Genomic DNA, 13482 nt, shown 5'->3' with positions numbered 1-13482 from the left:
CATGGCTGAATTCACTCTGCCGCCGAACAGCCGCGTGAAGGAGGGCAAGACCTTCAAGGCGCCGGCCGGTGCGAAGAACGTCAAGGCCTTCAAGATCTACCGCTACGATCCGGACCTGGGCGAAAACCCGCGCGTGGACACGTTCGAGATCGACCTGGACGACTGCGGCCCCATGGTCCTGGACGCCCTCTTGAAGATCAAGAACGAGGTCGACAGCACGCTGACCCTGCGGCGCTCGTGCCGCGAGGGCATCTGCGGCTCGTGCTCCATGAACATCGACGGCGGCAACACCCTGGCGTGCCTGAAGCCCATCGACGAGGTCGACGGCGCGGTCAACGTCTACCCGCTGCCGCACATGCCGGTGGTCAAGGACCTTGTGCCCGACCTGACCACGGTCTATGCCCAGTACCGCAGCATCGAGCCCTGGATGAAGGCCGACACGGCGGTGTCCGCCAACAAGGAGCGTCCGCAGTCGCCGGAAGAGCGCGCCGAGCTGGACGGCCTGTGGGAGTGCATCCTGTGCTTCTGCTGCACCACCTCCTGCCCCAGCTACTGGTGGAACGGCGACCGCTACCTGGGCCCGGCAATCCTGCTGCAGGCCGCGCGCTGGATCAACGACAGCCGTGACGAAGCGACCGGCGAGCGCCTGGACCAGCTGGAAGACCCCTTCCGCCTGTACCGCTGCCACACCATCATGAACTGCACCAACACGTGTCCCAAGGGCCTGAACCCCGCCAAGGCCATTGCGGACATCAAGCAGAAGCTGGCCGAGCGCGTGCTGTAAGGCACACCGCCCACGCCGGATACGAAAGCCCCGCCGGAGCGATGCGTTCTGGCGGGGTTTTTCGTTGTCGGGCGGCGTGTCGCGCGCGTCAGTCAACGCCAACCCGCAGGTAGAAGACGGCGCCTTTTCCTAAATCAAGGGTCGCAGTTCCTTCGGTTCAACCGCTGTTTCACACGAATCACCTTCCGCACTGGAAGATTGCACCGCAGCAAACTTTCGTCGCATAATGGCGATTAGGGAGTAGTCTGCGGCGATGGATGTGTCTGTTCGCCGCGCCGTTCGGGGGCAGACATGCTAGAGCACGATATTGACGTCGACGGCCTCGCGCGGGACCTCGACATCGAGAACAAGGCCATTCAGCAGGGGCAGATGAACCAGCCGGGCCCCGGCGCCACGGATTTCGACGTCCCCCAGCGCGACATCGTCCAGCGCATCGGCGAGTTGCTCGACCAGGCCCGGAGGGAAAGCCGCGATGCCCTGGACCGCCACAAGACCCGGCGCGAACAGATCGAGCGCGAGATGGCGAACCTGCGGATCGAGGACATCCCCAAGGAGGCCGATTCCGCCATCGAGCGTGCCGAGCACGAACATCGCCCGGGCCTGGTGAAGGCCCGGGAGCACGAGCGCCGGATGCTGCGCGAGGTGCGCGTGTTCCAGGCGCGCCACAAGTGCCGGCGGGAGCCGTCGTACCCGGATTCCTTCATCCTGCACTGGGCGATCGTGGGCGGGATCGTGCTCGCCGAATCCATCGCCAACAGCTATTTCTTCGCCAAGGGCAGCGATCTCGGCCTGCTCGGCGGCCTGTTCCAGGCACTGCTGATCTCGCTGGTGAACGTGGTGCCGGCGCTGCTGATCGGTTCGCGCGTCTTGCCCTACGTGCATCCGCTGGTCGACCAGAACCTGCGCATCGCGGCCTCGGCGGGGCTGGGCCTGTACGGCGTTCTGCTGGTCACGTTCAACCTGGCGGTCGCCCACTACCGGGCGGTTCTGGAGTCCGACCCGTTCACGGCCATCGTCCAGGCGATTCCCAACCTCATCCGCTCGCCGTTCGGCATCAACAATCTGGATGCCTGGATCCTGTTCGGGCTGGGCACCGTCTTTGCCATCATCGCCATGATCAAGGCCTTCAAGGCTGACGATCCGTTGCCGGGCTATGGCCGCCTGCACCGCGCCTACAAGGAGGCGGAGGCCAACTACCTGGAACGGCGCCAGGCCATCACCACCGCCATCAACGGCGCCATCGACGAGCACCGGGTGAAGGCCGACGCCATGGTCGCCACCGGGCAGGCGCACGTGCGCGAATACAGCGACCTGATCGACCGGTCGCGCGCCGTCTGCAACGACTACACCCGGCACGCCAACGCGCTGGAAGAGGCCTGCAACCTGCTTCTGTTCACCTATCGCGCGCAGAATTCGGAAATCCGCACGGCGAACAATCCGCCGTACTGGAACGACAAGTACAGCTTCGGCAAGCACCTGCGCATGGCGCTGCCCGACCTCAAGGACGAGGAGCGCAACCTTGAGCAGTTCAACGTGGCGGTCAAGGACATGCGCGGCAAGATCGGCGACACGCTGGACGCGCTGCGCAGCCTGAACAGCCGGAAGCTCGAGGACACCAGCGCCTTCTTCCGCGAGGTCGAGGAGGAGGCGGAGCGGCTTCTCAAGCGCGACGGTCCTGCGCCGGCCGCCGGCGCCGCAGCCGCGTGAAGGTGATCCATGCCCCCGCGTAAGAAAAAGAACTTGAGCAAGAAGGACCGCCAGGGCCTCGCCATCATTGCCGGCATCGGCGTGGTGCTGCTGGCGCTGATCGGCGTGCGGCTGGCCGTCGGCGGCTCCCAAGCCTACAACCCCGAGACGTTCTGCCCGGTCGACGGGCCGACGGATCATCTGGCGGTGCTGGTCGACCGGTCGGACTCGCTCAGCCGGACCCAGGCGGCCGTCGTGCGGCGCCGGCTGGAGGCAGCATCGGCCGACCTGGACGCCGGCGAGCGGCTGTCGCTGTTCGTGCTCAGCGATGACGACTACGACCTGGAGCCGCTGTTCTCCAAGTGCTCCCCCGGCGACGGGACGGAGGCGAACGCGCTGTACCAGAATCCGGCGCTGATCCGGCGGCGGTTCGAGCAAGGCTTCCGCCGGCCGCTGGACACGGCGCTGGAAGAAGCCGTGGAGGGCCGGGAGGCCGGGACGTCGCCGATCATGGAAATGATCCAGGTGATCACCACGCTGCCGACCTTCCAGCCGGACCAGTCCAGCCGGCGGCGGCTGCTCATCGTCTCCGACATGCTGCACAACATGCCGTACTTCTCGCAGTACGGCCCCAACGGGGCGGACTTCGAGGCCTTCCGGCGGCAGGCGGGGCGGGCCGCGCCGTCGGCGCTTCTGAACGATGTGGATGTCCAGTTGATCTACCTGGTGCGTCCCGGCTTCACGCAATTCCAGGGGCGGGACCACGTCGCGTTCTGGGAACAATGGATCGCCGAAATGGGCGGCCGGCTCACGCAGGTGGACCGCGTGCGCTGAGCAAGAGTGACTTGAGGGGAAGTGGGTATGGCGTCGGAATCGCAAGACAAGAAGGGCGGCACGCCGCAAGGCCTGGGGAGACGGTTCTCGTGGGCCTTCTTCTTGGGCGCGGGCGGGTTGATGGCGGCTGGCCAGTGGTGGCCCGAGGCGCCCTGGTGGGTGGTGGTCGGATGGCCGCTCGGCTGCATGACCGGCTTCTTTCTCTGGGGCAGGAAGCAGGACCCCAAGCGCAAGCACCGCGACGTGCTGGGCGACGCCCTGTATTTCCTGGGGTTCCTGTTCACCCTGACGTCGCTGTCGGCCAGCCTGCTCGGCATGCTGATGGCGCCGGAGGAGGGAATCGCCGCCGCCCACCTTCTGGGCCGCTTCGGCGTGGCGCTGACCACCACGATCTTCGGCTTCTACCTGCGCACCATGCTCAGCCAGCTTGTGCCGCGCATCGACCAGGAGGAGCAGGAAGCCCGTTGGCAGATCCACGAGAACGTCAAGGCCCTGACCTACAACCTGACCAAGGCGGTGGACCTCATCAACGAGGCCAGCGGCGCCGCCGCCGCCAGCATCCGGGAGTCCGGCAAGACCATCGAGCAGGGCTTCAAGGAGACGCTTGATGAGACCAGGACGAACATCTCGGCAAACCTCGACGCGTCGCTGAACGAGGTGATGGAGGAATACAAGAAATCGGCCGCGAAGATCGCCGGCACAACCAACGAAAACGCCGAGAGCATTCGCACGTCCATGCAGAACGGGACGGAACGGCTCAGCACGGCCATCGGCGACCTGGAGCAGCAGATTCGCACCTTCCGCCCGCCGGCGGAGCACGTTCACGTCCAATTAGACGAGATGTTCTCCGGCCTGGCCGACAACATCGCGACGCTTGAGGCGCGGGTGCAGGACACGGCCGCCAGGATGCAGGCGGCGGTCGAGGAGTTCCAGGGGTTCTCCAAGACGCTCAGCGGTGCCAACGCCAACATGGGCCGGGCGCGGAACGCCATGGACAAGTTCGCCGCCAGTTCCGAGGCGGGCGCGGCGGCCATCGGCACCGGCGCCCACGCCTTCGAGCGCATCGACGCCTCCATGGCGGCGGCGGTCGAGTCGCTGTCCCAGGCCGTGGCGGGGATCGAGGCCGCGTCGACCACGCTCAACGACCGCATGGAGTCGGCCGCCACCGTTTGGGAGGAGCACAGCAGCGGCTTCGCAGAGGCCAGCGCGCAGGGACGTGAGCGGTTCAATAAGGTCCTGGAAGCCGACCTTGCGCAGATGCAGCGGGCGCAGGAGCAGATGCGGGCAGCCCGCGAGGCAGCGCTGAAATCGTTCCAGGAGGCTGCCGAGACGAGCACCCAGGCCGTGCAGCAGCACTGGGACACGGAGGCCCAGGCCGTTTTCACCAAGCTGACGGCCGCGGTGCAGGGCATCGCAAGGGATTTCACCAACAGCATGCACGCTCTCGATGAAGCCTTGGCGAGCATTCTCGAGGACGCAACGCAAAAGAGCGAGCAGGTCCACAGGTACGCGGAGGCGCGAAATGGATGACCGACAGCCGACGTCCCTCGGCAACCTCTCCCGTCTTCTCCAGCGGCCCGACTTCGTGGCCCTGACCCTGGCCGAGGTCATGGTGGCAATGGTGTTCCTGGTGATCATCATCGGCGCCGCCTCGGGCGCTTTCGCCACCAACGAACCGTCGCGCGAGGCGCTGATGGAGGAGCGCGAGCGTCTTATGGCGCTGGAGAATGCGCTGGGCAAGGGGCTTGGCAAGTCCGAGGTCGTGCCGGCCGACGTGGACGCCCTGTTCTCCCGCCTTGTCGCGCTTTCCGAACTTGAGACCCAGGTCGCACGGCTCAAGGAGGAGCTTTCCGAGGAGCGGGCCCAGAAGGAAGAGATGGCGTCGTCGCTGACCGACGACAAGCGGGAGCTTCTCGCGAAGTACAGTGACGTCAAGCACCAACTCGAAGCGGAGCGGCAGGCGCGGGAGGCGGCGGAGCGTCGGCTGAAGGCCACCGAGGATTTCGCGAAGGCCCTGGCGGCCCGCTTGCAGGAGGCACAGCAGCAAGCAGACGACCTGGAAGCCGAAATGGCCGACAAGCGGCAGCAGAACCAGGTGCTCCGCAGCCGCGTGGCGAAGCTGGAAGAAGTCACCGGCGGCGGCGCGGGCATCGGTGCGCCCGCATGCTGGCGGAAGGGCGACGACCCGGACGGCGCCCTGCAGTACCTTGCCAACGTCAAGGCGTTCAACGGCTATCTGATCGTCTCGCCCGCCTGGCCTGCTTCCCGCGCCGATCAGGCGGCGGCCCTTGGGCTCGACCGGCAGATGCTGGGTGGCGTGATGAGCCGATCCGACTTCAGGCGCGTCTTCCGGCGCATCTACGACGACAGTGAACGGCGCGGGTGCCGCTACTACGTGCGGTACGACAACAACGCGGTGACCGACGCCAACCAGCTGCGCGCCATGGACGAACTGGTGGAAGGCCACGTCTACATCTACCGGACCCGGCTGCGGTGAGGATGAACCGGTGACGGGTGGACTGCCGAAAACACGGGAGGCGTGCAATGGCCTTCTGGAGAGACTGCGGGCGGCTCTCGGTCCGGATGAAGGCGAAGTGTATTCTGACCCATCTGAACCCGTTCCGCCGCGCGATCCGGTCGATCCGCCCCGACGGCCGCCTAACTGGTTGAACCGGTTCATGGATCGGTTCACATGACGTCCGACGGCGAAGCCGACGATGGCCTTGTCGACCGCATCGACCATGCGGAGGAGGCGCTCGACGGTGCGTTCCTCGGAACGGCCAAGCTCTGCCTCTACCTGAATTCTGGCGCCGTACCGGCCGCCGCGGCGATGCTGAGTCTGGCCGGCGGGCGCCCGACCTATATCGATGCCGCACTATGTGCCCTCTCGTTCTTTCTGGTCGGCATCCTCATCGCCAGCCGCGTGAGCGAGGCGGACCTGATCCTTCAGGAAAGCAGGGCGCAGGACCTGCGGGACGAGTTGGAAGGCCGGAAGGCGCAGCCGCACAGCCATGGCGACGGCTCTCCGAGCAAGGCCGAACTCAAAAGGGAACTGCGCTTTTTAAGGATCGTCGTTCGGCGCCCCAGAATGCAGCCGTACACGGAGGAAAATCTGAAAATCGCGTGGGCTCGCCAGAAGAAGCGCGTGCGGCTCAGCCTGCGATTTTTCTGGCTCGGTGTCCTGTTCACCGTGGTCGCCTTCGGCGTCAGTCAGTTGCCATTCTCCGACAGCGACGCCGGCCCGCGATTTCTCGCAAAGGACCTGTACGCGGAATACATCAGCGACTCGCGTCATCAAGGCGGGGCCTGGCCCCGGCAGCCCTGCGGCCGCAACGACAACGGCGAACTGGCCGTCGCTTTGGTGGTGACGGTTCTGGACGACGGCTATTTCATCGACGCCGGCCCTGCGTTCAAGGACAAGCGCGGCAACCCGTTCCGCCGTCGCCATCTGGGCGCGGGGATGGATCAGGGGCAGCTTGACGTGCTTCTGGATCAGGTCGCCCGCGACGCCTCGGGCGCCGGCTGCAGGCCGGCCCTCTGGATACACCGGGCGATCCCGAGCTTTGGCGACCGGCTGGAAGACCTGCGGCCCGAGACGTTCTCGCACTACATCGGTCATGCGCACGCGCTGTATGAGTCGACCGTGCGCAAGCCCACCCCGCCCTGACGCCCGGTCCCCGCTCCCCCGAAACGAAAACCGGCGCCTCCCTCGGAAGGCGCCGGTTTCCGTCACCGCGAGTCGCGGGATGCCAGGATCAGGCGGCCGAGCGGATGGCGGCGTCCTTGACCTTGGGCTCCACGTGCTCCTCGAACTGGGCGAAGTTCTTCTCGAAGCGGGCCGCCACGTCGGCGGCGGCGGCGTCGTAGGCCGCCTTGTCGTCCCAGGTGCTCTTGGGCTGCAGCACTTCGTCGGGCACGTTGGGGCACGAGGTCGGGACCTGGACGCCGAAGTTCGGGTCGGTGGTGAACTCGGCCTTGGCCAGCGTGCCGTCCAGGGCGGCGTTCACCATGGCGCGGGTGTGGCTGATCTTCATGCGGTGGCCGACGCCGTAGGCGCCGCCCGACCAGCCCGTGTTGACCAGCCAGCAGTTGGCGCCGTGCTTTTCCATCAGCTCGGCCAGCAGCTTGCCGTAGACGGTGGGGTGGCGCGGCATGAAGGCGGCGCCGAAGCAGGTGGAGAAGGTGGCCTGCGGCTCCTTCACGCCCTTTTCCGTGCCGGCGACCTTGGCGGTGTAGCCCGACAGGAAGTGATACATGGCCTGTTCCGGCGTCAGCTTGCTGATCGGCGGCAGCACGCCGAAGGCGTCGGCGGTCAGCATGATGATGTTCTTGGGGTGGCCGCCCCGGCCGGTGTCGCTGGCGTTGGGAATGAACTCCAGCGGGTAGGAGGCGCGGGTGTTCTCGGTCTTGGAGCCGTCGTCCAGGTCCAGTTCGCGCGTGCCCTCGTCCATCACCACGTTTTCAAGGATGGTGCCGAACTTCTGGGTGGTGGCATAGATTTCCGGCTCGGCCTCGGGGCTCAGCTTGATGACCTTGGCGTAGCAGCCGCCCTCGAAGTTGAAGACGCCGTTCGGGCCCCAGCCGTGCTCGTCGTCGCCGATCAGCGTGCGCGAGGCGTCGGCCGACAGCGTGGTCTTGCCGGTGCCCGACAGGCCGAAGAAGATCGCCACGTCACCCTCGGGGCCGATGTTGGCCGAGCAGTGCATGGGCAGGATGCCCTTGCCCGGCAGGGTGTAGTTCAGGACCGAGAAGATGCTCTTCTTGATCTCCCCGGCATAGGAGGTGCCGCCGATCAGCACCAGCTTCTTTTCGTAGGACACGGCGATGACCGTTTCCGACCGCGTGCCCTCGGTGGCCGGATCGGCCTCGAAGCTGGGGCACTGGATGACGGTGAAGCCCGGCGCGAAGTCCTTCAGGTCGGCGGCCTCGGGCTGGATGAACATGTTGCGCGCGAACATGTTGTGCCAGGCCTGCTCGCAGATCACGCGCACCGGCAGGCGGTGGTCCAGGTCGGCGCCGGCGAAGCAGTCCTGCACGAAGACTTCCTTGCCTTCCAGGTGCTTGAGCATCCGGGCGTGAATCTTCTCGAAGTTCTCCGTCGACATGCCGCGGTTCACGGTGCCCCAGTCGATGGTGTCCTTCACCGACGGGTCCTCGGCGATGAACTTGTCGTTGGGCGACCGGCCCGTGTGGACGCCGGTGTCGGCCACCAGGGCACCACCCTTGGCGAGCTGAGCCTCGCCGCGCTTCATGGCCTCCTCGACCAGTTGGGCCGAGGTGTAGTTCCAATGCACATGGGCCAGGTTCTTCAGGCCCAGGGTTTCGAGACCATTCGAACTGATGTAGGGACCGGACTGCTGCACCACGAGGCTCCCGCTAATGACGTTTCGTGAACGCGCGATTCGGAGACACTAAATTTCCGAATCGGAACGCGCGTACAATAGTGGCTCAAAAGGGCGCGGGCAACCGTGAGGATGGCAGTTTTGCGAAGGTTTTTAGCGCGTCGCGTGTGGTACGTCCGAAGGACTATTCCGCACCGCCCGCCCGCGCCTTTTTCACCAGCGCCACCAGGGTCTCCCGCGCCCCGGACGGGTCCGTCAGCGACGGATCGAACGGCAGGCGCGCGGCCTGTTCGGCGGAGACCAGATCGCAGCCGTCGGCGTCGATGGCGGCCATGCGCCATCCTTCTTCGCCGGACCGGCCGCACAGCCGCCGCGCGTAGAGGTCAACGGCGTCGGCGTGGTCATCGTTCATGTGGGTGATGATGGAAACCTCGGCGTCGCTCATGGCCGCGGCCAGGGCCGGCGGGCTGAGCAGCGACGGCCCGTCGTCGATCCACACGGCGCGCGCGAATCCGCCCACGTAATGCGCCCGCTCCACCGCCATGCGGTACAGCGCGAAATCGCCGAAGCCGGCGTACAGGGCCGCCGCAGGATGCCGCGCCAGGAAGCGCCGGCGGCCGCGCTCCTCCTCCGCCGGATCGGCAACGCGGGCGATGCGGCCCATGACCGTGGCGCGCGGCCCCGTCTGCGGGTTGTCGAGACCTTCGGCCGCGTCGACCAGCAGGGCGGCGCGGGGCTCGGCGGCCAGGTTTCGGGTGTGGTCGGCCAGGCCCGACAGCAGCAGGAGCGGGCTGCCGTCCTGGTCGGTGGCGACGGTGACGAGGCTGGCGTAGGGTGCGCCGCCCTCTGCCATGGTGGTGGCGAGGCCGGCCTTGCGGACGCCCCTGAGCAGCCGCCGGACGGCGTCGCGGTGGCTGCGGCCGGGCATGATGGTGGGGATGTCCTTGCGCATGGGCCGATGATCGCCCGCCGCCGGCGCCGCGTAAAGGCCGGCGCGCAGCAAGGTCTTCCCAAACGCCTGGGAACGCGCCACACTGCGCCCCATGCAGCATCGCTCATATATCGCGCGCCGCGGGCGCGGACGCTCCGGCCCCGGCGGATTCGCCGTCTGGCTGGCGAGCGTCGCGTTGCTGCTTCAGATCGTCGTGCCCCTGGGACAGGCCGTTCCCCTTCCGGCCGGGGCCGACGGTTTCCCGCGCACCCTGTTGGTCTGCACGGCCTTCGGGCCGCGCACCATGACCCCGGACCAGCAGGACGCGCGCGGCCGCGCCGCATCCCCTTCCGGCGCGAGCCAGTCCTGTCCCGTCTGCACCGCGCTCGGCTTCTGCGGCCTGGATGCGCCGGTGGCGGCCGTTCCCCTTCCGGCCGCCCTGCCGCTTCTGGTGTCCGCCGAGTCGCCGTCGTCTCCCCAGGCCGACCGCCGTCCGTGGTCGCGCCTGCCGCGCGGCCCGCCTGCGGCCTGAGCCGGCCCCTCCGGCCGCTTCAGCGCGTTCCCTTTCCAGACGACGACACGATGCCATGCCGCGCGACACCGCCGGCATGGACGGGAGACCCTACCATGACGACGCTCCGTACCCTGACCGCCGCCGGCCTGATGCTCGCCGCCGGCCTGACCAGTACCGCCGCCCTCGCCGCCGGGAGTGAAGAAAAGAAGATGGAGCCCGCCGCTAGCGTCGGCGCGGTCGAGGTTCACCAGCCCTGGGCCCGCGCCTCGGCCGGCATGGCCCGCAACGGCGGCGCCTTCATGGTGCTGAAGAACACCGGCGCCGAGGACCGCGCCGTGGTCTCCGCCGCCTCGGACGTCGCCAAGACGGTGGAACTGCACACCCACATCAAGGAAGGCGACGTCATGAAGATGCGCGAGGTGGAGAAGATCGAGGTGCCCGCCAACGGCGCCACTAGGCTGGAGCCCGGCAGCTACCACGTCATGCTCATGGGCCTGCACGCGCCGCTGGAGGAAGGGCAGGTGTTCAACATCACCCTGACGCTCGACAACGGCGAAACGGCCTCCGTGGCGACCCCCGTGAAGGGCGTCGGCGCCATGTCCGCCGGCGGCGGCCACGGCATGGGCAACATGAAGCATTGATCCAAGAGAAGCGCGGGGCGGCCGCCAAGGCCGTCCCGCGCTTTCGTCTGACGCCCCTGTTCCTGCACGGCGTTGGGATCGGCCGGGAAGGTGCTGGCAGGCACCTTAACGGGCCTCGGATCAGCCGCCGCTCTTCTCGTAGGCGAGCGCGGCGCCGATCAAGTCCTCGATGGCATTGCCGACGCTCTTGAACAGGGTGATCTCGTCCGCCGACTGCCGGCCCGGGCGCTCGCCGCGGGTCAGCTGGAACAGGTCGCCCTTGATGTCGTCGGCCGTGATTACGCCGGCCGTCATGGGCTGGACGATGTCGCCGGCCTCCTTCAGGGCGCCGTCGCTGTCGATGAAGACCGACGCGCGGGTGACGCCGTCGTCGTCGGTTTCGCGCATGCGGGGGGTGAAGCCGCCCGCCATGTCCAGGTGCTGCCCGGGCTTGAGCCACGCACCCGGAACCACCGGATCGTGGGACGTGGTGACGCAGGAGATGACGTCGGCGGCGTCCACGCCGTCGCGCAGGTCGTCGACCAGTTCGATGCCGTGGACCTCCTTGCGCAGCTCCTCGGCTGTCTGCTTGTTGCGGCCGTAGACCAGCACCTGCTCGTAGTTCCGCACGGCGCGGTGGGCGGCGATGAAGTGGGGCGCCAGTGCACCGGTGCCGACCACCAGCAGGGTCCTGGCGTCGGGCCGCGCCAGATAGTCCGCACCCAGCGCGGAAGCGGCTGCGGTGCGCCGGCGGGTGAGTTCGGTGGCGTCCATGACGGCCAGCGGCGTGCCGGTGTCGCCGTCGCACAGGTAGTAGACGCCCATGACGGACGACAGGCCGCGCTTGGGATTCTCTGTGAAAACGGTGGCGATCTTCACGCCCAGGTACGCGCCCTCGCGCCACGCCGGCATGAGCAGAAGCATGCCCTTGGCGTTGTCCTCGCCGGGCAGCGGATGATGATGGCGCAGCGGCACGGTGGCCCCGGCCTTGAAGCCGTCGCGCAGGGCGTCGACCAGGGCGCGGGGTTCGAGGGTCCGGGCGACGTCCTCGGCGGTCAGCAGGCGCATGGGGCGGGGTCCTCCCTGAATGATGGTGAACGTTGGCCGATTGGCCTCATCATCCAGGTCGGGCGGGGGCGCGTAAAGGGCCGCTCCGGGTTTCCGGCCACGGGACGGGCGGAACGGCGACGCGGCGGGCGGAAACGGCAAGAGGGCGGACGGTCCCCCAGAACCATCCGCCCTCCGCCTGTTCGCGGCCGGCTCCCGCGGCTCGACACCGTTCGAAAGGTCCGAGGCCTTGATCCCGTCGACCACCGGCCGCGACCTGCCCCGCCGTTTCGCTCTCAGGGGAGAGGGACTGGCGAACGGGGCGGGGCAAGGCGGTACCGGCGGCCCTAGTGATGCCGCATGGTCTTGGTGATGCTGTCGGCGACGAACTTGGCCACCGCGATGCAGGCGGCGAAGGTGACGGCCAGGCCCAGGCCCACCTCCCACAGGTTGCCCGACAGCCAGCGGGCGGCGTCGCCCTTGATGACGAACATTTCCAGGCCCATCCAGATCAGGATCGGCGCCAGCATGAACACGGGCAGGAGAATCGGCAGAAAGCGCATGGGTCGATCCTTTCTCAGCTTATTCGCGTCGAGGATTGCAATCATCGACGCTGCGTTCACTCGGCACGCAGCCTCACGCGCCATAAGGCGCGACGGCCAGTCGGCCTTGCCGGGCGACCCGTGTGAGACTCCATGTGTCGCCCGGTATTACATGCGAAAACAAGAATGTAACCCACAGCGTAAGGGGCGCCCGCCGGGGCGCCCCATGACATTCGTCAATGACTGGAAAGAAAATTCACTGCGCCTTGATCATCGGCCCCGCCGGCGCGCCGCCCAGCATGTGGAAGTGCAGGTGCGGCACTTCCTGTCCGCCGTTCGATCCGGTGTTGGCGATGAGGCGGTAGCCCGTGCCGTCGATGTTGCTGTCGCGCGCGATGCGGGCGATGGCACGGTGCAGGGCCGCGATCTCGGCGTCCGACGCATTCTCGCCGAAGTCGGTGGCGTCCTCGTACTTGCCCTTGGGGATGACCAGCACGTGGACGGGGCGCTTGGGCTCGATGTCCTCGAAGGCGAGCACGTGGTCGTCCTCGTAGACCTTCCTGCAGGGAATGTCGCCGCGCAGGATCTTGGCGAACACGTTGTTGTCGTCGTAGGCCATCGAATGCTCCCTGTCTATCCGATCACGTGACACCGGGCGACGCACGAAAACGTCCAGTTGTCGCCCGCACTACAAAGGCTTGCCGGTCTTCGCGCGCGCGGCCTTCTCGGCCAGGCCGGAGACGCCGACGCGCTTGCCCAGCTCGGCATAGATACGATCGGGCGTGATGCCCTGTTCCGCCCACAGCACCATCAGGTGATAGAGCAGGTCGGCACTTTCCGCCACCACGTCGTCCGGCGTTTCCGAGACGGCGGCGATGGCGCATTCCACGCCTTCCTCGCCGACCTTCTGGGCGATCTTCTTGCGGCCCTTGGCGAACAGCTTGGCGGTGTAGCTGCTTTCGGGATCGGCCGCCTTGCGGCCCTCGATCACCGCAAACAACTCGTCCAGGATGGCGGCGGAGGCGTCGGTGCTCATGCTCTGTCCCCTGTCGTCCTTATACGCCTCGATGATTGAAATCATCGAGGCTGCGTTCAGTTGCCACGCAGGCTCACGCGCCATAAGGCGCGGCGGCCAGTCGGCCTTGCCGGGCGACAAGTGTGCGATCTCAAGTGTCGCCCGGT

14 protein-coding genes are annotated in these 13482 nt (G+C 67.2%); 8 read left to right on the top strand and 6 right to left on the bottom strand.

What is annotated here, in order from left to right:
* The first annotated feature begins 1 nt into the window (after position 1).
* From C882_RS03730 to C882_RS03705, 6 genes are all read left to right on the top strand, one after another.
* On the top strand, positions 2-784 hold the full coding sequence (locus C882_RS03730; RefSeq protein ID WP_009539206.1) for a succinate dehydrogenase iron-sulfur subunit: 783 nt from the start codon (positions 2-4) through the stop codon (positions 782-784).
* A 291-nt stretch (positions 785-1075) separates the two neighbouring features.
* Positions 1076-2491, top strand: coding sequence for a hypothetical protein (locus C882_RS03725; protein WP_009539205.1), 1416 nt, complete (start codon positions 1076-1078; stop codon positions 2489-2491).
* Positions 2492-2524: 33 nt separating this feature from the next.
* A complete protein-coding gene (locus tag C882_RS03720; RefSeq protein ID WP_043643566.1) occupies positions 2525-3304 on the top strand; it encodes a hypothetical protein in 780 nt (259 codons plus the stop codon).
* 120 nt (positions 3305-3424) lie between these two features.
* Positions 3425-4834 (top strand): hypothetical protein, encoded by a 1410-nt coding sequence (locus C882_RS03715; protein ID WP_152415187.1) that lies wholly within the window; start codon positions 3425-3427, stop codon positions 4832-4834.
* Positions 4827-5801, top strand: coding sequence for a hypothetical protein (locus C882_RS03710; RefSeq protein WP_009539202.1), 975 nt, complete (start codon positions 4827-4829; stop codon positions 5799-5801). Before C882_RS03715 ends, C882_RS03710 begins: the two co-directional genes overlap by 8 nt.
* Before the next feature lie 195 nt (positions 5802-5996).
* Positions 5997-6971 (top strand): hypothetical protein, encoded by a 975-nt coding sequence (locus C882_RS03705; RefSeq protein ID WP_009539201.1) that lies wholly within the window; start codon positions 5997-5999, stop codon positions 6969-6971.
* 88 nt (positions 6972-7059) lie between these two features.
* Here C882_RS03705 and C882_RS03700 read toward each other — a convergent pair whose 3' ends face one another.
* Both C882_RS03700 and C882_RS03695 read right to left on the bottom strand, forming a co-directional pair.
* On the bottom strand, positions 7060-8667 hold the full coding sequence (locus C882_RS03700) for a phosphoenolpyruvate carboxykinase (RefSeq protein WP_043643563.1): 1608 nt from the start codon (positions 8665-8667) through the stop codon (positions 7060-7062).
* A 163-nt stretch (positions 8668-8830) separates the two neighbouring features.
* On the bottom strand, positions 8831-9598 hold the full coding sequence (locus C882_RS03695; RefSeq protein WP_043643639.1) for a HugZ family pyridoxamine 5'-phosphate oxidase: 768 nt from the start codon (positions 9596-9598) through the stop codon (positions 8831-8833).
* Positions 9599-9689: 91 nt separating this feature from the next.
* Between C882_RS03695 and C882_RS24920 the strand changes: the two genes are divergently transcribed.
* Together C882_RS24920 and C882_RS24915 are read left to right on the top strand one after the other, a co-directional pair.
* Positions 9690-10109 (top strand): DUF2946 family protein, encoded by a 420-nt coding sequence (locus tag C882_RS24920; protein WP_043643561.1) that lies wholly within the window; start codon positions 9690-9692, stop codon positions 10107-10109.
* A gap of 95 nt (positions 10110-10204) precedes the next feature.
* On the top strand, positions 10205-10732 hold the full coding sequence (locus C882_RS24915; RefSeq protein WP_009539197.1) for a copper chaperone PCu(A)C: 528 nt from the start codon (positions 10205-10207) through the stop codon (positions 10730-10732).
* Positions 10733-10852: 120 nt separating this feature from the next.
* Here the strand turns inward: C882_RS24915 and lhpI are convergent, their stop codons facing one another.
* The 4 genes from lhpI to C882_RS03665 form a co-directional block, all read right to left on the bottom strand.
* The gene (lhpI, locus tag C882_RS03680; protein ID WP_009539196.1) at positions 10853-11779 is read right to left on the bottom strand and encodes a bifunctional Delta(1)-pyrroline-2-carboxylate/Delta(1)-piperideine-2-carboxylate reductase; all 927 of its coding nucleotides are present in this window, start codon (positions 11777-11779) and stop codon (positions 10853-10855) included.
* A gap of 326 nt (positions 11780-12105) precedes the next feature.
* Positions 12106-12321 (bottom strand): hypothetical protein, encoded by a 216-nt coding sequence (locus tag C882_RS03675; protein ID WP_009539195.1) that lies wholly within the window; start codon positions 12319-12321, stop codon positions 12106-12108.
* 235 nt (positions 12322-12556) lie between these two features.
* Positions 12557-12919, bottom strand: a complete 363-nt coding sequence (locus tag C882_RS03670) for a histidine triad nucleotide-binding protein (protein WP_009539194.1) — start codon at positions 12917-12919, stop codon at positions 12557-12559.
* Positions 12920-12988: 69 nt separating this feature from the next.
* On the bottom strand, positions 12989-13336 hold the full coding sequence (locus C882_RS03665; RefSeq protein WP_043643559.1) for a phosphoribosyl-ATP diphosphatase: 348 nt from the start codon (positions 13334-13336) through the stop codon (positions 12989-12991).
* Positions 13337-13482: the final 146 nt, after the last annotated feature.

It is taken from the genome of Caenispirillum salinarum AK4 (genome assembly GCF_000315795.1).
GTDB classification, from domain to species: Bacteria; Pseudomonadota; Alphaproteobacteria; order Rhodospirillales; family Rhodospirillaceae; genus Caenispirillum; species Caenispirillum salinarum.
This window is presented reverse-complemented; position numbering and strand designations above follow the sequence as displayed.